We start from the raw sequence: 19,329 nt of genomic DNA, 5'->3' as shown, positions 1-19,329 counted from the left end.
CCATGCTGGATGTTGCGACGATCGAACGCCTTGCCGCGCGCCTCGACGAAGCCGAGCGCACGAAATCGCTGATTCCGATGTTCACGAAGGAGTACCCCGACTTCAGCATCGAGGATGCCTACGCGGTTCAGCGCGCCTGGACCAGGCTCCAGCTCGGTCGCGGCCGCGTCATCAAGGGGCACAAGATCGGACTGACCTCGAAGGCGATGCAGAGCGCGGTCGGCATCTCCGAGCCCGACTACGGCGTGCTGTTCGCCGACATGTTCTATGCCGACGCCACGCCGATCCCGTTCGACCGCTTCCACGCGCCGCGCATCGAGGTCGAGCTCGCCTTCGTGCTGAAGGCGCCGCTGCGCGGGCCCGATTGCACCATCTTCGACGTGCTCAACGCCACCGACTACGTCACGCCCGCGCTGGAAATCCTGGAGACGCGCATGCATCGCGTCGATCCGGAGACGGGCAGGACGCGAAAAGTCATGGACACGATCTCCGACAACGCGGCCAATGCCGCGCTGGTGCTCGGCGGCCGGCCGATCCGCCCGATGGATGCTGATCTGCGCTGGATCGGCGCGCTGTTGTTCCGCAACGGCGAGGTCGAGGAGACCGGGCTTGCCGCCGGCGTGCTCAATCACCCCGCCAACGGCATCGCCTGGCTCGCCAACCGCCTCGCGCCGCATGATGAGTCCCTCGCCGCCGGCGAGGTCGTGTTGGCGGGATCGTTCACGCGGCCCGTCGACATCCGCCGCGGCGACACGTTTCATGCCGACTATGGCACGTTCGGCTCGGTGTCGTGCCAGTTCGTCTGAGGCAACAACAAGCAGGGAGCGCACCATGACACGGCGCAAGAGCATCCACATCGGCGGCTTCAAGCACGTCAATCCGATTCCCAACGCCTGCCGCATCGGTAATCTCGTGATGTCGGGCGTCATCCTCGGCCGCGATCCCGCGACCAATGCAATGCCAGAGAGTCTCGACGCCCAATGCGCCAACATGTTCGCGCATATGAAGGCGACGGTGGAGGCCGCGGGCGGCACCACCGACGACATCATCAAGATGACGGTGTGGCTGAAGGACCGCGGCAATCGCGGCCCGGTCAATGTCGAGTGGCTCAAGATGTTTCCGGACGAGCATTCGCGCCCGGCGCGCCACGCGCTGCCGATGGACAACATGGACGGCGGCGCGCTGGTGCAGTGCGACTTCACCGCCGTGATCGACTGAGGAGCTTTGCGCATGCCGACCTATTTGCCGTTCGATCCCAATCCGCGCCGGCCAAGCAAGGCGCCGCCGCCGAAGACCGTCGATAGCCAGTTTCACGTGCTGGGGCCCATCGACAAATATCCGGAGCGTCCCGGCGCCGCCTATCGGATGCCGACCGCGACCTGGGAGGCGGCGCTGCGCATGCACAAGGCGCTCGGCATCGAGCGCGGCATCATCGTGCAGACCACGACCTACGGTGCCGACCATGCCGTCGTGCTCGACGGCCTCGCTGCGATGGGGCCGAACTATCGCGGCTGCGCCAACGCGCTGGTGTTCGCCGAGGCGAGCGACTCCTACCTCGCCAAGCTGCATGATGCCGGCGTGCGCGGCGCGCGCTTCAGCTTCCGCCAGGAGCTTGGTGCCGTGCTCTCCGATGTCGATTTCGCCCGCGCGATCGCGCGCATCCGCGAGCTCGGCTGGTACGTCAAGATCCAGCCGGAGAAGGACGGCATCATGTCGAGCGTCGCCAAGTACGAGACTCTCGACGTGCCCGTGCTGATCGACCACATGGCGCGCCCCGATCCCGAAGCCGGCAGGGCCGATCCGAACCTGCGCAAGATGCTGGAGCTGCTCGGCAAGGGCAATTTCTGGGTCATGCTGTCGCTCGGCGAAAAGACCTCGAAGACCGGCGCGCCCTACGACGACGTGATCCCGATCGCGCGCGCCTATATCGAGGCCGCTCCCGATCGCTGCGTCTGGGCCAGCGACTGGCCGCATCCGGTCTCGGTGAAGCAGCCGCCGAACGATGCCGACCTGCTCGAGCTGATGTATCGCTATGCGCCGGACCAGGCGGAGCTGGAGAAGATCCTGGTGCACAATCCAGCCAAGCTGTTCGGCTTTCCGGATTAGGGCATGAGAGGATTGGGCTGAGCCCCCTCGCCACGCGCGCGGTGCGCCCCCTCTCCCGCTTGCGGGAGAGGGTCGGGGTGAGGGCTCTTTCCTCTAGGGGGGCTGTCCCATTGCGGAGACACCCTCTCCCCAGCCCTCCCCCGCAAGCGGGGGAGGGAGCGCACCTTCATCGCGGCAACAATCGGACCCGCTCACACCGCCGGCTGCTTCGCCAACCTATCCCGCACCTCGGCTGCGATCTCGAACGAGCGCAGCCGCGCGGCGTGGTCGTAGATCTGCCCCGTCGTCATCAATTCGTCCGCGCCGGTTTCAGCGATCAGCGCCTTCAGCTTCTCTTCCACGGCGGCCGGCGAGCCCACTGCGGAGCACGACAGCGACTGGCCGACGCCGGCCTTCTCGGCCGGCGACCACAGCGCGTCCATGTCGTCGACCGGCGGCGGCAGCGGGCCCGGCGTGCCGCGGCGCAGGTTGATGAACTGCTGCTGCAGCGATGAGAACATCCGCTGCGCCTCGTCGTCGGTGTCGGCGGCGAACACGTTGACGCCGATCATCGCATAGGGCTTGTCGAGCTGCGCCGAGGGCTCGAAGCGCGCGCGATATTCGCGCAGCGCCGGCATCATCATCTGCGGCGCGAAGTGCGAGGCGAACGCAAAGGGCAGGCCGAGCATCGCGGCAAGCTGCGCGCCGAACGTGCTCGATCCCAGGATCCAGAGCGGCACCTTGGTCCCCATGCCGGGCACGGCGCGGATCGCCTGGTTCGGCTGCACGTCGCCGAGCAGCGCCTGCAATTCCAGCACGTCATGCGGAAAATTCTCGGAGGTGGTGGCGAGATCGCGCCGCAACGCCCGCGCGGTGAACTGGTCGGTGCCGGGCGCCCGGCCGAGCCCGAGATCGATCCGCCCGGGATAGAGCGATTCCAGCGTGCCGAACTGCTCGGCGATGACGAGAGGCGAGTGGTTCGGCAGCATGACCCCGCCGGAGCCGACGCGGATCGTCTTTGTTCCGCCCGCGATATGTCCGATCACGACCGACGTCGCCGCGCTCGCGATTCCCGTCATGTTGTGATGCTCGGCGAGCCAGAACCGTTTGTAGCCCCACGCCTCGGCATGCCGGGCAAGGTCGAGCGAGTTGCGGAAAGCCTGCGCCGCATCGCCGCCCTGGCGGATGGGAGCGAGGTCGAGCACGGAGAAGGGGATCATATGGGGGCTGCCGGTGTGGAGGGCTGCGCGATCATGCGCGTCTTGAGGAAAGACATGTAGTGGCAGCGCGCAGGATGGGTAGAGCCCTCGCACGTTTCGTCACCAGGGCTGGTGGGTTCTCCGCCACGCGACCCATCCTGCCCGCCATGAGCTGCGAATGCCCCGGTTCACAACACTGTTATTGCGACCGATGGTCCCCTCCCCCTCAACTGGGCGTTCTGCGCCTGTTGTTGTAGCTTGCGCGAGCAAGAGGCCCGTTGCCGGGAGGAACTGACATGACCAACGTCGTACTCGACCGCCGCAGCCTTCTCGCCGCCGGCGGCACCGTCCTCGCCACCGGGGTCTTGGTATCAGCCTTCCCCGGCCTCCTGGTGCCGGCGCGCGCGGACGGCCTCGCACCGACCCAGTCGATGTCGGGCGGGGCGAACAATTACCGCAAGGGCGCGGCGATCGTGGAGCGGATCGGCAAGGGCGGCTTCTGGATGAGCGGCACGGTCCGCCGCGCCGGCGACGGCGCTCCGCTCGCCGGGCAGCGCATCCAGATCTGGGCCCACACGGTCGAAGGGCAGGAGCACGAGCCGCAGAGCCATGGCGCCACGCTCACCGACAAGGACGGCAAGTTCCGGCTCGAGATGCCGCAGATCATTCCGATCTTCGGCCAGCCGCACGGCCATCTCGCCTATGACAGCGGTGAGTTCAAGACCGTCTTCCTGCGGCCGGTGATGCGGAGCGCCAAGGAAAACAGCCTCGAGGCGCATTTCGTGCTGCAGTCGGCCTGAGCTGACTTGCAAATGAAGCGATGGAGATCGGCCCGGGCGGTCCTGATCTGGGTCGCCCTTGCCCTTGCCATTGGCGTGCCGATCGCCGCTGCTGCAGCAAGCGAGCAACTCGCATGGCGCGGCCCGGTCTACATTCTCGCCGGCTTCGCCGGGATCATCGCCCTCGGCCTCGTGCTGGTGCAGCCCCTGCTGATCGGCGGATATCTGCCGGGCCTGCCGGCCTATCGCGGACGGCGCGCCCATCACTGGATCGGCGGCGCGCTGGTGGTCGCGGTGGTGATCCACGTCGCCGGCCTCTGGTTCACCAGCCCGCCCGACATGATCGATGCCCTGACCTACACATCGCCGACGCCGTTCTCTCCCTTCGGCGTGACCGCGATGTGGGCCATCTTCATCATTGCGGTTCTGGCGCTGCTGCGCCAGCGGTTGGGACTGCGGCTGCGAACCTGGCGCATCGTCCATATTCCCCTCGCGATCGTCATCGTCGCAGGCAGCGTGGTGCATTGCCTTTTGATCGAGGGGACGATGGAGACGATCTCGAAGGTCGCGCTGTGCGCGCTCGTCCTTGCGGCGGCCGCGAAGATCATGGCTGACCTCTGGAGACGGCGGACGTTGCGCGGCGAGAGCGTTGCGCGGCAGTAAACGCGCGGAATTGCCGCGTCGCAGACTGCTTGATCGAACACATTGAGCGTCACTCATTGGGGGGCGTCAGCGCCGGTGTCCCTCTGCTTGCCGCAGATGGCGAGGGCGCATATCCTTGCGAAATGGCCGCCAGCGATCCCGATCTGAAAGCCTTCCTGCTCGCCACACCGTTCTTCGGCGGTCTCCCGGAGCCGAGCCTCGACCTCTTGATCTCAATGCTGGTCGAGCGCCGCTTCGATGCCAACGCGACCGTCGTCGCGGAGGGAGAGGCGGGACGCTCGATGTTCATCGTCAAATCCGGTCGGCTGGCGGTGAGCAAACGGGTCGGTTCGGGCAGCGTCATTCCGCTTTCCGGCCTGGAGCCAGGCGATTTCTTCGGCGAGATGACGCTGATCGAAATGCAAAACCGCTCCGCTACGGTCGTCGCGGAAAGCCCGACCGAACTGTACGAGCTGACGGCCCAAAAGCTCTACGCTTGCTACAAGGCCGATATCCGCGCCTATGTGATCGTCCTGCAGAACATCAATCGCGAGCTGTGCCGACGGCTGCGACGGGCGGATGAGCGGTTCGCGACACTGCAGGTGGGTGGCTCGATTGATGATGCGCAGGACGTGTAGAGCTGTTGCGAAACCATCATGTTTCGCCACTGAGCAAGGCTCGATGGGTCTTGGAAATCACGACTTATCGTGCGCGTACTTCTCCAAGACCAGCCGCTCATATTCATCTCGTACGGCTCTTCGCGAAACATGCCCTTTCCGGTCTTTGGCGATTTTCAGAAGGTCGGGATCAGTCGGTGCCCTCGACGTCCGCCTGAATCTCGCAAAGAGCCGGGTCGGAGCTGACGACGTCCTTCCAAACAGCCGGTCAAACCATTCCATGGTGTCCTCCCGGACGGACCGCAGGTTACGACATTATCACCGTGAATTTAGGGGTCAAAAGGACAGCGTGACTGCATCTTTGCGAAGCGCCACCGCAAGCGGATATCGATCCCAACGATTTTGACCCGTCGGGCAAAACACCCTCCTCTCGCAAAATCCAGTCAACCCCTTTTTGCGAAAATATTCCACTTTACCGAAATTCGGAATTGCGGCATATTCCCGCCATCCCGGTCCAGGGAGAGGGGCGATCGTACGTCGTCACGAACGTGGGCCGGGGTGCGGTGGACGCGGCAGCGCCGGGCACGCGAAGGTGGGACCAGGGCGAGATGAACCTTGTGAGGTCCCGGCTGCGTGCGGACGGACGGCGCTTAGGTCCGGCGAAGCCCTTGGGCGGAGCCGGGCCGGCTGCGTACGGCGAAAGCGCGTGGTCCTGACCGTCGTTGCTACGGTCAAGCCTTGCGGAGATGGGTCGGGGCTCAACCGGGTCTCGGGACATCGCCAATTCGCGAGGTGACGGAGGCCAGAAGGAACTCGGCTCCGGGGAGAGCGCGCATAAGCCGTCAAACCATCGCGCAGGGAAGGCCGTATGTTTTTCCGGCCCACCTGTTGTCCCGCTTGCGCATTTGCGTGTGCAAATTCTTCGCGCGGCGGATCATGGGTGCCAGCCGGCACCCGGCCTTCCCTGCGCCCTCTTCACATGGAGAGGGTCAAGGAAACCAGCAAAACTCGGACGCTTCGCGCCGCGAGAATGCTGCTACATGTGTGAGCGCAGGAATGACCGAGCTTTCTCGCCTTGCCGGTGCCGCTCGAGGATCAGCGGCGGGCGGCGATCGCCGTCAACTCCAGCTTGACGCCCGGGCCGAGATCCGCAACCCCGATGGCGGCACGCGCCGGTAGATGGTCCGCGGTGAAATAGCGCTTCCACACCTGGTTGAGCGCCGCCTTGTCGGCGAGATCAACCACAAAGATCGTCACCTGCAGAACGCAGGAGAGATCGGAGCCGGCCCCATCAAGCAGGGTCTTCAACTGGCGCAGCACATCGTCGGCCTGGCCCGCCATATCGAGCCCCGCATCTTCAGGGACGATGCCGCCGAGATAGAGCACGCCGTTATGCTCGACGATCTCGTGGAGCAGTCCTTCATAGGGCAGGGAACGTTTGATCACGATGGCATCCGGGGAGTTGCGGGCTCGCTGGCCAGGCGCAAGGCTTGTTTCAATAAGGCTCGCTTCAATGCGGGAAGCTGGTGCTGCCAGACAGGATTGAACTGTCGACCTCTCCATTACCAATGGAGTGCTCTACCACTGAGCTACGGCAGCATGTGCTGGTGAAGAATCGGGCGCCCGAGAGGGCCTACCAAGCGGGCCGATATCTGCCACAAGCCCCCCTCCTGCGCAAGCTTGCAAGCCCCGTCAAAACGAGAAAATCGGGCCGATATTGGGGCCAGAATGCCCGGTTTGACGCGAAATCACCGACTTTTCGTCGATTCGGGGGCCGATATCCCCGGCCAACTGGCCAGTTGCCCGGGACGCCGGATTCGCTCCATTTCGCGTTTCGCACGATCGGATCGCGTCGGCCTCTTGAGCTGCCACACTTCGGTGGCATCCTGCTGCCGATTGCTGCGATGGAGCCGTGATGGCTGACGAGACTGACAAGAGCGCGAGGCAGGCGAGGGTGTCCCGGGACGACCGGCTGAAATCGGCGCTGCGCGAGAACCTGAAGCGGCGGAAGCTGCAGGCGCGCGAACGCGCCGCAACGACCGACCCCTCGCAGAACGAAGATGGTTCCCTAAATGAGGGGGCCGCCGGCAAGACCGGCAGTTGAAGGCGGGCGGCTAGAATTTTTTGGAGTGCATGACGTGGCAATGGGGCAGGACGAACCGCAACGAACCGACCGTGACGCGCAGATGTCGCGGTTTACGCGCCCCGAGCAGACCTTTCCGGCGCTGGCACCCGCCGAGATCGAACGCATCAGGCACTTCGGCGAACACCGCACCTACGCGGATGGCGAGTTGCTGTTCGAGACCGGCAAGCCCGGCCCCGGCATGTTCGTCGTGCTGAAGGGCCATGTCGCCATCACGCAGCGCGACGGGCTCGGTCACGTCACCCCGGTGATCGACCAGGGGCCGGGGCAATTCCTGGCCGAACTCAGCCAGCTCTCCGGCCAGCCGGCGCTGGTCGACGGCCGGGCCGAGGGCGATGTCGAGACGCTGCTGCTGCCGCCGGACCGGCTGCGCGCGCTGCTGGTTGCCGAGGCCGAGCTCGGCGAGCGCATCATGCGGGCGCTGATCCTGCGCCGGGTCAATCTGATCCAGGGCGGCGCCGGCGGTCCCGTGCTGATCGGACCGTCGAACTCCGCCGGCGTGGTGCGGTTGCAGGGATTCCTCACCCGCAACGGCCAGCCGCATCATCTGCTCGATCCCGATCGCGATTGCGACGCGGCCGAACTGATCGCGCGGTATTCGCCGAAGCCCGAAGACTGGCCGCTGGTCGTCACCGCCGATGGCGCCGTGCTGCGCAACCCCAACGAGACCGAGCTCGCGCGCGCCATCGGCATGATCGGCGGCGCGAAGGGCGACCGTATCTACGACGTTGCGGTCGTCGGTTGTGGACCCGCGGGGCTCGCCACCGCCGTGTATGCCGCGTCCGAAGGGCTGTCGGTCGCCGTGCTCGACACCCGCGCCTTCGGCGGCCAGGCCGGCGCCAGCGCGCGGATCGAGAACTATCTGGGCTTCCCGACCGGCATCTCGGGCCAGGCCCTGACCGCGCGCGCCTTCACCCAGGCGCAGAAGTTCGGCGCCGACATCATGATTCCGGTGACGGTGAAGTCGCTCGACTGCACGCGTGAGGACGGCGCATTTTCGGTGGCGCTCGACGGCGCCGATCCCTTGCGCTCGCGCGCGGTGGTGGTCGCGAGCGGCGCGCGCTATCGCCGGCCGGAGATCGAGAGCCTCGACAAGTTCGAGGGGCGCGGCGTCTGGTACTGGGCCTCGCCGGTCGAGGCGCGGCTCTGCGCCGGCGAGGAGGTGGCCCTCGTCGGTGCCGGCAATTCGGCAGGGCAGGCCGCCGTGTTCCTGTCGGGCCACGCCAGACGCGTGCTGATGATCATCCGCGGCGGCGGCTTGGGCGCCAGCATGTCGCGCTATCTCATCGAGCGCATCGAAGCCACGCCGAACATCGAATTGATGTTCAACACCGAGATCACCGCGCTCGAGGGCGACGAGGCCGCGCTGCTGCGGCGCATCCGCTGGAAGAGCCGGTTGTCGGACGACGAGGATTTTGCCGACATCCGCAATCTCTTTCTGTTCGTCGGCGCCGATCCGGCCACCTCCTGGCTCGACGGCTGCGGCGTGACGCTCGATCGCGGCGGCTTCGTCGTGACCGGTGCGCAGTCCGAGCAGAACCAGGGCAAGCTCGTGGCGCCGCTGGAAACCTCCGTGCCCGGCGTCTACGCCGTCGGCGACGTCCGCTCCGGCTCGGTCAAGCGTGTCGGCGGCGCCATCGGCGAGGGTGCGCAGGTCGTCGCCTCCCTGCACGGCTATCTCGGCGACGTCGCAAAACCGGCGCTTTAGGCAAGCAGAAGACAAGGAGATGGCAAGCCGAATCCGGCTTGCCATCTTGCTGCGTCCCACAGACTATCGCTCGTCGCGGGACCAACCGCGCGTAGAAAAACAAAGATTCCCAAGGGAGGACCAAATGGCTGAAATCGTCGTGCTTTACAAAACACCCAAGGACGCCGCCGCCTTCGACAAGTACTATGCCGAGACGCACATCCCGCTCGCCAAGAAACTTCCCGGCCTGAAGAAATACGCCGTCAGCAAGGGGCCGGTCGCATCTCCCGCAGGTCCTTCCGGAATCCATCTCGTCGCCATTCTCACCTTCGACAGCGTGGCCGACATTCAGGCGGCATTCGCCAGTCCGGAAGGCAAGGCGACCGGCGCCGACGTGCCCAAGTTCGCCAGCGGCGGTGCCGACCTCTTGATCTTCGACACCAAGGAAGTGTGAAGGATCGATTCGACTTTCGTCGAAAACGGCCGTCCTTCGTGACGGCGACGCAAAAAAATCGGCCATGCGTTTGTCGATTCGCACGATGACGCATGGCCGCGCTTCCGCATGTGACGCCAACGCAGGTGGCAATCCCATGAGGACCGTAATACTACTCTCATCATCTCAACGCGGAGAATAGGAGAGATGTCATGGTCCTTGGGTTGAGCCTGCCCGCCCTTACGCTGATCCATGTCATCATCAGCCTGATCGCCATCGTCGCCGGCCTCGTCGTGATGTTCGGCCTGCTCGGCTCGAAGCCGATGCCGGCCCTCACCGCGATCTTCCTGCTGACCACGATCCTCACCAGCGCCACCGGTTTCCTCTTTCCGTTCAAGGAGCTGCTGCCCTCGCATATCATCGGCATCATCTCGCTGGTGCTGCTCGCGATTGCCTGCGTCGCGCTGTACGGCATGAAGCTCGCCGGAGTCTGGCGCCCGGTCTATATCGTGACCGCGATGATCTCGCTCTATTTCAACGTCTTCGTGCTGGTCATCCAGTCGTTCCTGAAGGTGCCGGCGCTCGCCGCGCTCGCACCGGCCGTGCCGCCGGCGCCGCCGTCCGGTCCGGTGTTCGCCGTGGTGCAGGGCATCGTGCTGGTGTTCTTCGTGGTGCTGACCATCGGCGCCTGGCGCCGCTTCCGGCCGATGGCGTTTGCCTGATCACAAGATTCTCAACGTCCCCTGGTGATGCGAGCAATCGCATTCGGGATCCCGCGCAACTATCTGCGGATCGCCGGCGCGAGTTCGTTCGCGCCTCACGCAACTGATCTTCATCGAAAGAGAGCAATCCATGCCCACAATCACCACCAAAGACGGCGTCGAGATCTTCTACAAGGATTGGGGCGCGGGCCAGCCGATCGTGTTCAGCCATGGCTGGCCGCTGTCGTCGGACGACTGGGACGCGCAGATGCTGTACTTTGTCACGCGCGGCTACCGGGTCGTCGCCCATGATCGCCGCGGCCACGGCCGCTCGGCGCAGGTCGCCGACGGCCACGACATGGATCATTATGCAGACGATCTCGCCGCGCTCACCGCGCATCTCGACCTCAAGAACGCCATCCATGTCGGCCATTCCACCGGCGGCGGCGAGGTCGTGCACTACATCGCGCGCCACGGCGAGAGCCGGGTGGCGAAAGCCGCGATTCTCTCTGCCGTGCCGCCGCTGATGGTGCAGACCGCAGCCAATCCCGGCGGCCTGCCGAAGAGCGTGTTCGACGATCTCCAGAAGCAGCTCGCCGCCAGCCGCACGCAATTCTATCGCGACCTCCCCGCCGGCCCGTTCTACGGCTACAACCGCCCCGGCGCAAAGCCGTCGGAAGCGGTGATCCAGAACTGGTGGCGCCAGGGCATGATGGGCGGCGCCAAGGCCCATTACGACGGCATCGTCGCGTTCTCGCAGACCGACTTCACCGAGGACCTCAAGAAGATCAACGTGCCGGTGCTGGTGATGCACGGCGACGACGACCAGATCGTGCCTTACGCCGATTCCGCGCCGCTCTCGGCCAAGCTGCTCAAGCAGGGTATCCTGAAGACCTACAAGGGTTTTCCGCACGGCATGCCGACCACGCACGCGGAAACCATCAACGCCGATCTCCTGGCGTTTTTCAGGGAGTGAGAGACCTCACTTCAATATCGCCCTGATCGCATCGAAGGTGCGCCTGACGAAAGCTTCCGGCTTCTCCCGCGCGCCTTCGCCGATCCAGCTCTCGCCGCCGACGCGCATGGCGCCGGTGGCAATCATGGCGACGAGCCGCGCCTTCTGTCGGTCCGATTTGGTGCGGGCGCGCTGTGCCAGTCCGTCCGCCAGCGCGCGCTCGAGCTTTTCGTATTTGAGCTGGTCGCGCGCCTGGAGTGCGGGATTGTCGCGCTTGAGCCGCGACATCGCTGCGGCTTCCGCCGGATCGAGCCGTTTGACCGCCGCCGCGATCGCATTCTCCGCTGCCGTCAGCATGGATTCGTCCGCGGGCCGGGCGACGATCTCGGCGACCAGCGCGCTGGCTGCGCCCTCCTGCCAGGCGGCGACCACGTCCTCCTTCGACGCGAAATAATGGAAGAAGCTGCGCCGCGACACGTCGGCTGCCGCCGCGATGTCGTCGATGGTGGTGGCCTCGAAGCCGCGCTCCAGGAACAAGGTCATCGCCGCGCGCGCCAGCCGATCGCGGGTCTCCTGCCGCTTGCGCTCGCGCAGGCCGGTGGCGGTCGGAAATTTTCCTTCCGCGGACAATGATTTGGCGCGTTTCCCGGCGACGTTCGAAGCCTTCAAATCATTCCACCTCTTGCAAACTTGCACTCAGTGCACATTTAGACCGGTCGCGAGCCTTTTCCACCCGTGAAAGCCGCGGAGACATGGCATGACCGACTGGACCACGGCAGACGTCCCCTCCCTCAGCGGCAAGACCGTCGTCGTGACCGGCGCGACGGGCGGGCTAGGTTACGAGACGGCGATGGCGCTCGCGGGCGCCGGTGCCATTGTCATACTCACCGGCCGCGACGACGCAAAGGGCCTGCGGGCGATCGAAGGCATTTGCGAGCGGTTTCCCGACGCTCTGATCGCCTATGAGCATCTCGACCTCGCAAGCCTTGCCTCCGTCGCCGATTTCGCCAGGCGCTTTGCCGCCGACAACGAATCGCTCGATCTCCTCGTCAACAATGCCGGCGTGATGGCACTGCCGAAGCGGCAGCAGACGGAGGATGGTTTCGAGATGCAGCTCGGCACCAACTATCTCGGTCACTACGCCCTGACGGCGCGGCTGTTGCCGCAGCTTCGCCGTGCCAGGGCGCCTCGCATCGTCAATCTCTCGAGCCTTGCGCACCGCTCCGGTGCGATCAATTTCGACGATCTGCACAGCAAGCGTTCCTATCGTCCGTGGCGCGCCTACTGCCAATCCAAGCTGGCGATGCTGATGTTTGCGCTGGAGCTGCAACGCCGCAGCGTCGCCGCCGGCTGGGGCCTGATGAGCCTTGCCGCCCATCCCGGCTATGCGCGGACCGATCTCATTGCGAACGGGCCGGGCACCAACACCGTCCAGTCGCGGCTCGGCCGGCTGCTCCAGCCGTTGATCAGCCAGTCCGCCGCCGAAGGCGCGCTGCCGACGCTGTTTGCGGCGACCTTTCCGGACGCCGAGCCCGGCGGCTATTACGGTCCAAACGGGTTTTACGAATTGAAGGGACCACCCGGGCCGGCGAGGATCATGCCGCAGGCGAAGGATCTCGCTGCGGCGGCCATGCTGTGGGATGCCTCGGCAACGCTGACCGGTGTATCCTTCGACGAGATCGCGGCCGCCGCATGAGCCGCGAGGCCGCTGGAGATCCCGATGAAGGTCATCATCTTCGGCGCGACCGGCATGGTGGGGCAGGGCGTATTGCACGAATGCCTGGTCGATCCCGGCATCGACCGTGTGCTCGTGGTCGGCCGTAGCCCGACCGGCGTGCGCAACGCCAAGCTCACCGAGATCATGCACGAGGATTTCATGGACTATTCGGCGATCGAGCCGCAGCTGACCGGCTTCGATGCCTGCTTCTTCTGCCTCGGCGTCTCCTCGATCGGCATGAGCGAGGAGCGCTACCGCCACCTCACCTATGATCTCACGCTCGCTGCCGCGACGACGCTGGCCCGGCTCAATCCGCAGATGATCTTCACCTATGTCACCGGCGCCGGCACCGATTCGACCGAGCAGGGGTCGCGGATGTGGGCACGGATCAAGGGCAAGACCGAGAACGATCTTTTCAAGCTGCCGTTCAAGGCCGCCTACATGTTCCGGCCCGGGGCGATCCAGCCCCTGCACGGCGCCCGGTCCAAGACCGCCTGGGTGCAGGCTGTCTACGCCGTGAGCGGGCCGCTCTGGCCGGTGTTGCGCCGGATTTCGCCGCAGTTCGTGACCTCGACCGAGCAGATCGGACGCGCCATGATCCGCGCTGCCCGGGAGGGGTATCCGCGCAAGGTGCTGGAGATGGAGGATATCAATAGCCTCTGACCTGCCGGCCGGTTAGTTTGTGCGGAAATTTCGGGGCCCGCGCGCGTTGAGCCCGGTCCCCTCCAAAGGAGAAGCGTCGGCAATGTCGCCCCAGCTCAAACTGATCGCGCTCGATGCCGACGACCTCGCCGTGATCTCGACCCATGTCCAGGACGCCCGAGTGCAGACCTCCGACATCATCTGGCGGCAGGGCGAGAAGCGGCTTGTGGTCGGAATGAGCCGGCTGGACTGGGAGCAGACACTGGAGGGCGAGACCGAGCCACGCCGGCTGGTCGCCGCGCTCCGTTTCGACCGCGTGCTCGCCTGCAAGTCGCGCAACATCGATCTCGCCGCGCCGGACAACGTGCTGGACCTTGTCGGCATTGAATTTCACCCCCAGGACGGGCGCCACGAGGAGCCCGGCGGCAGCGCCCTGCTTCTGTTCGCCCAGGGCGGCGCCATCCGCCTCGACGTCGAGTGCCTGGAATGCGAGCTGACCGACCTCGGGAACGACGCGCTGGGAACGGGCATCGAGGGGGAGGGGTGAAGTGGCCGGTGTACCAGCCGAATGGGCTGAGGCCCTCGCCGGAACGGCATCTCCCGAGGGTTGACGCAGCTTCCCCGCCGCGCCATTGAGCAGGGGACCCGGTGCGCCGATCCGCCCCCAAAATACCAGCCAGAAGCCAAGCGAAACATGCCCGTTCGCCTCGACCGCAGCAGCGCCGATTTTGACCAGCGATTCTCCGCCTTCCTCGCCGCCAAGCGCGAGGCTTCGGCCGATGTCGAGGCCGCCGCGCGCGCGATCGTCGACGACGTGGCCAAGCGCGGCGATGCTGCCCTGCTCGAAGCCACGGCAAAGTTCGACCGGCTGACGCTGGATGCATCCTCCTTGCGCGTCTCCGCCGCCGAGATCGAAGCCGCAGAGAAGGCCTGCGATGCCGCGACGCTGGATGCACTCAAGCTCGCGCGGGATCGCATCGAAACTTATCATCGCCGTCAGCTTCCGCAGGACGAGCGCTTCACCGACCCGCTCGGCGTCGAGCTCGGCTGGCGCTACACCGCGATCGAATCCGCCGGCCTCTACGTGCCCGGCGGCACCGCGGCCTATCCGTCCTCGGTGCTGATGAACGCGGTGCCTGCGAAAGTCGCCGGCGTTTCGCGCCTCGTGATGGTGGTGCCTTCGCCGGACGGCAAGCTCAATCCGCTGGTGCTGGCGGCCGCGCATCTCGGTGGCGTCACCGAGATCTACCGTGTCGGCGGCGCGCAGGCCGTCGCCGCGCTCGCGCACGGCACCGCGACGATCGCGCCGGTGGCAAAGATCGTCGGCCCAGGCAACGCCTATGTCGCCGCCGCAAAACGGCTGGTGTTCGGCAAGGTCGGTATCGACATGATCGCCGGCCCCTCGGAGGTGCTGGTGATTGCCGACGATACCGGCAACGCCGACTGGATCGCCGCCGACCTATTGGCGCAGGCCGAGCACGATGCCAGCGCGCAGTCGATCCTGATCACCGATTCCGCTCGCCTTGCCGCCGACGTCGAAAAGGCGGTCGAGGCGCAGTTGAAGACGCTGCCCCGCGCGGCGATCGCAGGCAGCTCCTGGGCCGATTTCGGCGCCATCATCATGGTGAAGACTCTTGCCGACGCGATCCCGCTCGCGGACGCCATCGCTGCCGAGCATCTCGAGATCATGACCACAGATCCCGACGCGCTCGCCGCAAAGATCCGCAATGCCGGCGCGGTGTTCCTGGGGCCCCATACGCCCGAGGCTATCGGCGACTATGTCGGCGGCTCCAATCACGTGCTGCCGACGGCGCGCTCGGCGCGATTTTCCTCGGGACTCTCGGTGCACGACTTCATGAAGCGTACCTCGATCCTGAAATGCGGACCCGATCAATTGCGTGCGCTGGGGCCGGCCGCGATGACGCTGGGCAAGGCGGAGGGGTTGGACGCCCATTCGCGTTCGATTGGATTGCGCCTCAATCTGTCATGACAAAGCCGCCCGAACAGGACGACTCGACCAATCGCATCGTCGCGGTCACGCTCGACGAGGAGTCGATCGGCCGTTCCGGGCCGGATATCGAGCATGAGCGGGCGATCGCGATCTACGATCTGATCGAGCAGAATTTGTTCGCGCCCGAGGGCGCGGAGGGGAAGGGCCCGTTCACGCTGCATATCGGCATCACCGGCAACCGATTGATGTTCGACATCCGCCGTGAGGACGGCACGCCTGTCGTCGCGCATCTGTTGTCGCTGACGCCGTTCCGGCGGATCGTGAAGGACTATTTCATGATCTGCGACAGCTACTACCAGGCGATCCGCACCGCGACCCCCGACAAGATCGAGGCGATCGACATGGGCCGCCGCGGCATTCACGACGAGGGATCGCGCACGCTCCAGGAGCGACTGAAGGGCAAGGTGCGGGTCGACTTCGAGACCTCGCGCCGCCTGTTCACGCTGATCACCGTTCTGCACTGGAAGGGTTAGGCGCATGATCCTGAAAAGTGGGCACCGGTTTTCGGATCGGATCGTGCGCAAAACAACAGGCTTCATGGCCAGGAAAAGTGTGCAGCGGTTTTCCGACGAGACCATGCCCTCGATCAATAGGGTCTAGTCGCGATGGCGGGTCCGCCACGCGCACGCGATCCGCAATCGGTGCTGTTCGCCTGTGCGATGAACAGCGTACGCTCGCCGATGGCCGAGAGCCTGTTGCTGCACATGTTTCCGCAGGGCCTCTACGTGAAGTCGGCCGGTACCAGGAAGGGCGAGCTGGATCCATTCGCGGTCTCCGTGATGGCCGAGCTCGGCCAGGACATCTCGGCCCACAAGCCGCAGACCTTCGAGGAGCTGGAGGACTGGGAGGGGCTGAATTTCGACCTCATCATCACGCTCTCGCCCGAGGCGCATCACAAGGCGCTGGAGCTGACGCGGACACTCGCGGCCGAGGTCGAATACTGGCCGACGCAGGATCCCACCACCATCGAAGGCAGCCGCGACCAGAAGCTCGCTGCCTACCGCGAGGTCTGCGATCAGCTCCTGATGCGCATCCGCCGGCGCTTCGCCAAGTCGGGCGCGGCCTCAGGGTGATCTCGTGCTCCCGGCGCAGCGCAGCGTGCAACGATGTGCTGCAGAGTCGAGGACCCATCTCCTGCCGCGCCGGGTCCGGGACACGAGACCTTCCGTAACACCCGCGTCACAGAGCGCAGGCACAGGCATGTCGGACACCTCGAATCACCAAACCTCCGGTTCCCGGTTGTGAAATCAGCCCCCTTCCGATAGGTTCCGCGCGCAATTCACCCCTCCGCTTCATCCCGCAAATCACCTGATGCTCGGCCGCCCCAAATTCGTACTTGCCTCCGGTTCGCCGCGTCGCCTGTCGCTGCTCAACCAGGCCGGCATCGAGCCCGACGCGCTCCGGCCGGCCGATGTCGACGAGACGCCCAAGCGGGGCGAGCTGCCGCGTGCCTGCGCCAACCGCCTCGCCCGTGCCAAGGCCGATGCGGCGCTGAAATCGGTGCAGCTGGACGACGAGCTGCGCGGCGCCTTCATCCTCGCCGCCGATACCGTGGTGGCGGTCGGTCGGCGCATCCTGCCCAAGGCCAATCTGGTCGACGAAGCCGCGCAATGCCTGCGGCTGCTGTCGGGCCGCAACCACCGCGTCTACACCGCGATCTGCCTCGTCACGCCGCGCGAGGCGTTCCGCCAGCGCCTCGTCGAAACCCGCGTGCGCTTCAAGCGTCTGTCGGAGGAGGACATCCAGGCCTATATCGGTTCAGGCGAATGGCGCGGAAAAGCCGGCGGCTACGCCGTGCAGGGCATCGCCGGCTCGTTCGTGGTGAAGATGGTGGGGTCCTACACCAACGTCGTCGGCCTGCCGCTGTACGAGACCACGACGCTGCTCGGCGGTGAGGGGTTTCCGATCCGTTTCGGCTGGCTCAACACCACCACGGTGTGAATGCGGCCGCCGCGCCGGTGGGCGCGCCAGCAAGAATCGCGAAGGCAGGCCCATGCAAAGCAGGATCGCCGCTCCGGACACAGGCGGACCGCATCTGTTGCCGTCGGGGGGAACCCGGCTGCCGACAGGCGCTTGAACTCCTTCACCCCGTGTAAGCTGCCACCGACGTCATGGACGACGAAGTCAAAAAGCGAGCCGGCCCGCTCAAGACTTGCCCGATCTGCGGCAAGCCGCAGGCGCAGGCCACCCGCCCGTTCTGCTCCTCGCGCTGCCGCGACGTCGATCTGAACCGCTGGCTGAAAGGCTCCTACGTCATCCCCGGTCGCGACGACGAGGTGGATGACGTTGAATAGCTAAGTAATATCAATTAATTACAGGTGCGGGCGCCGCGCCGCGCGTAGGCGATGGCAGGACGGCCGCACCTTGTGCACAGCCGGCCCGAGCCCCGCGAAGCCAAAGGCGAAGCGTGGGTGGACAGGCCGCCCCGAGCCCACTATAAACCGCCCGCTCGATGGGCTTTGGCCCCTCTCTTGGAGCACGCCCAGGTAGCTCAGTTGGTAGAGCATGCGACTGAAAATCGCAGTGTCGGTGGTTCGATTCCGCCCCTGGGCACCATTTCCTGAACATTTGCGAACCGGGGTTCGGGCTTGGCCGTTTGGGCCGAGCCTTGTCACTGGAGCTGATGATGCGGACGGCGCTGTGGTTGACACCGATGACCCTTCAGGATGGCGCTGAATAGATCTTCCGAATCGCCAACTCATCCGGTGTCCCCGAATTTGCGCGTCCTGATACCTCCTGCAGGTTCTTTTCGGCGATGTGTCCGCCGGTGCGCCTACAAGCCCGACTTCCATCGCGGTTCGAATGCGTAGCAACACTGGGGGGCAAGGCCTTAAATGACAAGCCATTGCCCTCCCCTGTGGACATAGGGATTGTCGCCACCGGCGCCGAGCGAGGCCCTCGCAGCACTTCCGAGATGAGTCTTAAGTCTTGTAAGTGCTTCAGCAGACCAATTTGGGATGTCGGCTACCGCAACCCACGCATCGACATAGTGTTCTGGTGCGTAGACATGGCCACAACCGAGCGGCGTGCCCGTTGCCACCGCCACGGAAGTCCCGATGGCCGCCTGTGACCGTGATTACGGCGCCTGATGGATAGATGCGAGGGCCGGGAAGGAGACCTTCATCGATCGCGCGCTTGAGCGCGAAGGCGGGACCGCCATGTCCCTGACGCTCGTAAACCCGCGCATCAGCGTGGCGGTGGCCTCCGCGCCCGCCAGCAGCGTGGTATAGCCCAGGTCGTTCGCCAGCATCTGAGCGGGGGTCGGACGAACCATCATCGCGTGCCAATGCATGTCGCTGAGGCCGGGCATCAGCACGCGTCCGCTGCCTGCAATGATGCGGGTATCCGCACGCCGATCGACCGGAATGTCGGTGGTTGCAATCCGCTCGATGATGTTGCCTCGAGCGAGGACGTTCGATGGCGCGGAAAGCGCTTGGCTCTTCCCATCAAAGATGCGGACGTTCTCGAAAAGCGTCACGGCTGAGCGTTCCTGCGCCGCGGCGGTATTGCCTCGGCGAATTCGCAAGGTCCTCCGGCATCGGCCACGGCTCTGCAGCTGCGGACCAAGCCGGCGCGTCTCAGCGATAAATAGCGTCCGGTCCCCGCTGGTCAATTGATGAACGGACCAGAGACCATCGGGTATCCGCCGGATGATATCAGGGTTTTCTAGGATAACGCACTGAATGATCGTCGATATCGTCGACGAATCAGCGGCGGG

Annotated in this window: 23 protein-coding genes, 2 tRNA genes and 1 pseudogene; 20 read left to right on the top strand and 6 right to left on the bottom strand. The window is 65.3% G+C overall.

Translation table 11 applies throughout. The annotated features are described in order from the left end of the window. The first annotated feature begins 2 nt into the window (after positions 1-2). The 3 genes from hpaH to ACM42_RS06670 are packed head-to-tail and all read left to right on the top strand — an operon-like array spanning position 3 to position 2,106. Positions 3-806, top strand: coding sequence for a 2-oxo-hept-4-ene-1,7-dioate hydratase (gene hpaH, locus ACM42_RS06680; RefSeq protein ID WP_271527141.1), 804 nt, complete (start codon positions 3-5; stop codon positions 804-806). 25 nt (positions 807-831) lie between these two features. Beyond that, positions 832-1,218: a RidA family protein gene (locus ACM42_RS06675; protein WP_035706477.1), complete on the top strand. Its 387-nt coding sequence runs from the start codon at positions 832-834 to the stop codon at positions 1,216-1,218. 12 nt (positions 1,219-1,230) lie between these two features. Then, complete coding sequence (locus ACM42_RS06670; RefSeq protein ID WP_271527140.1) at positions 1,231-2,106, top strand: amidohydrolase family protein; 876 nt, start codon at positions 1,231-1,233, stop codon at positions 2,104-2,106. Between the two features lie 191 nt (positions 2,107-2,297). Here ACM42_RS06670 and ACM42_RS06665 read toward each other — a convergent pair whose 3' ends face one another. Beyond that, positions 2,298-3,305, bottom strand: a complete 1,008-nt coding sequence (locus tag ACM42_RS06665) for an LLM class flavin-dependent oxidoreductase (RefSeq protein ID WP_271527139.1) — start codon at positions 3,303-3,305, stop codon at positions 2,298-2,300. A gap of 275 nt (positions 3,306-3,580) precedes the next feature. Here ACM42_RS06665 and ACM42_RS06660 point away from each other — a divergent pair, with 275 nt between their 5' ends. From ACM42_RS06660 to ACM42_RS06650, 3 genes are all read left to right on the top strand, one after another. Further along, positions 3,581-4,084, top strand: a complete 504-nt coding sequence (locus ACM42_RS06660; RefSeq protein ID WP_271527138.1) for a Twin-arginine translocation pathway signal — start codon at positions 3,581-3,583, stop codon at positions 4,082-4,084. A 12-nt stretch (positions 4,085-4,096) separates the two neighbouring features. Continuing rightward, positions 4,097-4,726, top strand: coding sequence for a ferric reductase-like transmembrane domain-containing protein (locus ACM42_RS06655; RefSeq protein ID WP_271527137.1), 630 nt, complete (start codon positions 4,097-4,099; stop codon positions 4,724-4,726). Positions 4,727-4,848: 122 nt separating this feature from the next. Further along, entirely contained in the window at positions 4,849-5,343 is a 495-nt protein-coding gene (locus ACM42_RS06650) for a Crp/Fnr family transcriptional regulator (protein ID WP_028176548.1), read from the top strand. Between the two features lie 1,074 nt (positions 5,344-6,417). On the opposite strand, the gene ACM42_RS06645 is transcribed toward ACM42_RS06650, so the two are convergent. Beyond that, complete coding sequence (locus ACM42_RS06645; protein ID WP_035669267.1) at positions 6,418-6,768, bottom strand: RidA family protein; 351 nt, start codon at positions 6,766-6,768, stop codon at positions 6,418-6,420. 78 nt (positions 6,769-6,846) lie between these two features. Then, a tRNA-Thr gene (locus ACM42_RS06640) sits at positions 6,847-6,921 on the bottom strand. A gap of 316 nt (positions 6,922-7,237) precedes the next feature. Here ACM42_RS06640 and ACM42_RS06635 point away from each other — a divergent pair. The 5 genes from ACM42_RS06635 (at position 7,238) to ACM42_RS06615 (ending at position 11,262) form a co-directional block, all read left to right on the top strand. After that, positions 7,238-7,426: a hypothetical protein gene (locus tag ACM42_RS06635; RefSeq protein ID WP_271527136.1), complete on the top strand. Its 189-nt coding sequence runs from the start codon at positions 7,238-7,240 to the stop codon at positions 7,424-7,426. Positions 7,427-7,466: 40 nt separating this feature from the next. After that, positions 7,467-9,173, top strand: coding sequence for an FAD-dependent oxidoreductase (locus ACM42_RS06630; protein WP_271527454.1), 1,707 nt, complete (start codon positions 7,467-7,469; stop codon positions 9,171-9,173). A 124-nt stretch (positions 9,174-9,297) separates the two neighbouring features. After that, positions 9,298-9,606 (top strand): EthD family reductase, encoded by a 309-nt coding sequence (locus tag ACM42_RS06625; protein WP_124159447.1) that lies wholly within the window; start codon positions 9,298-9,300, stop codon positions 9,604-9,606. Between the two features lie 191 nt (positions 9,607-9,797). Beyond that, positions 9,798-10,307 (top strand): hypothetical protein, encoded by a 510-nt coding sequence (locus ACM42_RS06620; RefSeq protein ID WP_061881159.1) that lies wholly within the window; start codon positions 9,798-9,800, stop codon positions 10,305-10,307. Positions 10,308-10,437: 130 nt separating this feature from the next. Beyond that, on the top strand, positions 10,438-11,262 hold the full coding sequence (locus ACM42_RS06615) for an alpha/beta fold hydrolase (protein WP_271527135.1): 825 nt from the start codon (positions 10,438-10,440) through the stop codon (positions 11,260-11,262). A 6-nt stretch (positions 11,263-11,268) separates the two neighbouring features. Here ACM42_RS06615 and ACM42_RS06610 read toward each other — a convergent pair whose 3' ends face one another. Further along, on the bottom strand, positions 11,269-11,910 hold the full coding sequence (locus ACM42_RS06610; protein WP_271527134.1) for a TetR/AcrR family transcriptional regulator: 642 nt from the start codon (positions 11,908-11,910) through the stop codon (positions 11,269-11,271). Positions 11,911-11,998: 88 nt separating this feature from the next. Between ACM42_RS06610 and ACM42_RS06605 the strand changes: the two genes are divergently transcribed. The 9 genes from ACM42_RS06605 (at position 11,999) to ACM42_RS06565 (ending at position 18,167) form a co-directional block, all read left to right on the top strand. Beyond that, positions 11,999-12,937: an SDR family oxidoreductase gene (locus tag ACM42_RS06605; RefSeq protein WP_271527133.1), complete on the top strand. Its 939-nt coding sequence runs from the start codon at positions 11,999-12,001 to the stop codon at positions 12,935-12,937. Between the two features lie 24 nt (positions 12,938-12,961). After that, positions 12,962-13,621, top strand: a complete 660-nt coding sequence (locus tag ACM42_RS06600) for an epimerase (protein ID WP_271527132.1) — start codon at positions 12,962-12,964, stop codon at positions 13,619-13,621. Positions 13,622-13,703: 82 nt separating this feature from the next. After that, positions 13,704-14,147: a DUF2948 family protein gene (locus tag ACM42_RS06595; protein ID WP_271527131.1), complete on the top strand. Its 444-nt coding sequence runs from the start codon at positions 13,704-13,706 to the stop codon at positions 14,145-14,147. A gap of 147 nt (positions 14,148-14,294) precedes the next feature. Next, entirely contained in the window at positions 14,295-15,590 is a 1,296-nt protein-coding gene (gene hisD, locus ACM42_RS06590) for a histidinol dehydrogenase (protein WP_271527130.1), read from the top strand. Continuing rightward, positions 15,587-16,084: a UPF0262 family protein gene (locus tag ACM42_RS06585; RefSeq protein ID WP_271527129.1), complete on the top strand. Its 498-nt coding sequence runs from the start codon at positions 15,587-15,589 to the stop codon at positions 16,082-16,084. The genes hisD and ACM42_RS06585 overlap by 4 nt, the downstream gene beginning before the upstream one ends. A 132-nt stretch (positions 16,085-16,216) precedes the next feature. Beyond that, entirely contained in the window at positions 16,217-16,684 is a 468-nt protein-coding gene (locus ACM42_RS06580) for an arsenate-mycothiol transferase ArsC (protein ID WP_271527128.1), read from the top strand. Between the two features lie 238 nt (positions 16,685-16,922). Then, positions 16,923-17,552: a Maf-like protein gene (locus tag ACM42_RS06575; protein ID WP_194390142.1), complete on the top strand. Its 630-nt coding sequence runs from the start codon at positions 16,923-16,925 to the stop codon at positions 17,550-17,552. Positions 17,553-17,722: 170 nt separating this feature from the next. Then, the gene (yacG, locus tag ACM42_RS06570) at positions 17,723-17,905 is read left to right on the top strand and encodes a DNA gyrase inhibitor YacG (RefSeq protein WP_271527127.1); all 183 of its coding nucleotides are present in this window, start codon (positions 17,723-17,725) and stop codon (positions 17,903-17,905) included. Between the two features lie 186 nt (positions 17,906-18,091). Further along, positions 18,092-18,167: transfer RNA gene (locus ACM42_RS06565), tRNA-Phe, on the top strand. 274 nt (positions 18,168-18,441) lie between these two features. On the opposite strand, the gene ACM42_RS38655 is transcribed toward ACM42_RS06565, so the two are convergent. After that, on the bottom strand, positions 18,442-18,651 hold the full coding sequence (locus tag ACM42_RS38655) for a hypothetical protein (protein WP_442868896.1): 210 nt from the start codon (positions 18,649-18,651) through the stop codon (positions 18,442-18,444). Positions 18,652-18,655: 4 nt separating this feature from the next. Continuing rightward, positions 18,656-19,137, bottom strand: a pseudogene (locus ACM42_RS06555) (amidohydrolase family protein); the annotation flags it as partial. Between the last annotated feature and the right edge of the window lie 192 nt (positions 19,138-19,329).

This window comes from Bradyrhizobium sp. CCBAU 25338, from assembly GCF_028128965.1.
GTDB classification, from domain to species: domain Bacteria; phylum Pseudomonadota; class Alphaproteobacteria; order Rhizobiales; family Xanthobacteraceae; genus Bradyrhizobium; species Bradyrhizobium liaoningense.
The sequence above is the reverse complement of the archived record's forward strand: the minus strand, read 5'-3'. Positions and strand labels throughout refer to the sequence as shown.

Bases quoted from the DNA above. Each gene is read 5' to 3' on its own strand.
- hisD (WP_271527130.1), top strand. From the start codon at position 14,295: ATGCCCGTTCGCCTCGACCGCAGCAGCGCCGATTTTGACCAGCGATTC.
- yacG (WP_271527127.1), top strand. From the start codon at position 17,723: ATGGACGACGAAGTCAAAAAGCGAGCCGGCCCGCTCAAGACTTGCCCG.
- ACM42_RS06595 (WP_271527131.1), top strand. From the start codon at position 13,704: ATGTCGCCCCAGCTCAAACTGATCGCGCTCGATGCCGACGACCTCGCC.
- ACM42_RS06650 (WP_028176548.1), top strand. From the start codon at position 4,849: ATGGCCGCCAGCGATCCCGATCTGAAAGCCTTCCTGCTCGCCACACCG.
- ACM42_RS06600 (WP_271527132.1), top strand. From the start codon at position 12,962: ATGAAGGTCATCATCTTCGGCGCGACCGGCATGGTGGGGCAGGGCGTA.
- ACM42_RS06665 (WP_271527139.1), bottom strand. From the start codon at position 3,305: ATGATCCCCTTCTCCGTGCTCGACCTCGCTCCCATCCGCCAGGGCGGC.
- ACM42_RS06615 (WP_271527135.1), top strand. From the start codon at position 10,438: ATGCCCACAATCACCACCAAAGACGGCGTCGAGATCTTCTACAAGGAT.
- ACM42_RS06585 (WP_271527129.1), top strand. From the start codon at position 15,587: ATGACAAAGCCGCCCGAACAGGACGACTCGACCAATCGCATCGTCGCG.
- ACM42_RS06630 (WP_271527454.1), top strand. From the start codon at position 7,467: ATGGGGCAGGACGAACCGCAACGAACCGACCGTGACGCGCAGATGTCG.
- ACM42_RS06625 (WP_124159447.1), top strand. From the start codon at position 9,298: ATGGCTGAAATCGTCGTGCTTTACAAAACACCCAAGGACGCCGCCGCC.
- ACM42_RS06675 (WP_035706477.1), top strand. From the start codon at position 832: ATGACACGGCGCAAGAGCATCCACATCGGCGGCTTCAAGCACGTCAAT.
- ACM42_RS06575 (WP_194390142.1), top strand. From the start codon at position 16,923: ATGCTCGGCCGCCCCAAATTCGTACTTGCCTCCGGTTCGCCGCGTCGC.
- ACM42_RS06660 (WP_271527138.1), top strand. From the start codon at position 3,581: ATGACCAACGTCGTACTCGACCGCCGCAGCCTTCTCGCCGCCGGCGGC.
- ACM42_RS06635 (WP_271527136.1), top strand. From the start codon at position 7,238: ATGGCTGACGAGACTGACAAGAGCGCGAGGCAGGCGAGGGTGTCCCGG.
- ACM42_RS06620 (WP_061881159.1), top strand. From the start codon at position 9,798: ATGGTCCTTGGGTTGAGCCTGCCCGCCCTTACGCTGATCCATGTCATC.
- ACM42_RS06655 (WP_271527137.1), top strand. From the start codon at position 4,097: ATGAAGCGATGGAGATCGGCCCGGGCGGTCCTGATCTGGGTCGCCCTT.
- ACM42_RS06670 (WP_271527140.1), top strand. From the start codon at position 1,231: ATGCCGACCTATTTGCCGTTCGATCCCAATCCGCGCCGGCCAAGCAAG.
- ACM42_RS06580 (WP_271527128.1), top strand. From the start codon at position 16,217: ATGGCGGGTCCGCCACGCGCACGCGATCCGCAATCGGTGCTGTTCGCC.
- hpaH (WP_271527141.1), top strand. From the start codon at position 3: ATGCTGGATGTTGCGACGATCGAACGCCTTGCCGCGCGCCTCGACGAA.
- ACM42_RS06605 (WP_271527133.1), top strand. From the start codon at position 11,999: ATGACCGACTGGACCACGGCAGACGTCCCCTCCCTCAGCGGCAAGACC.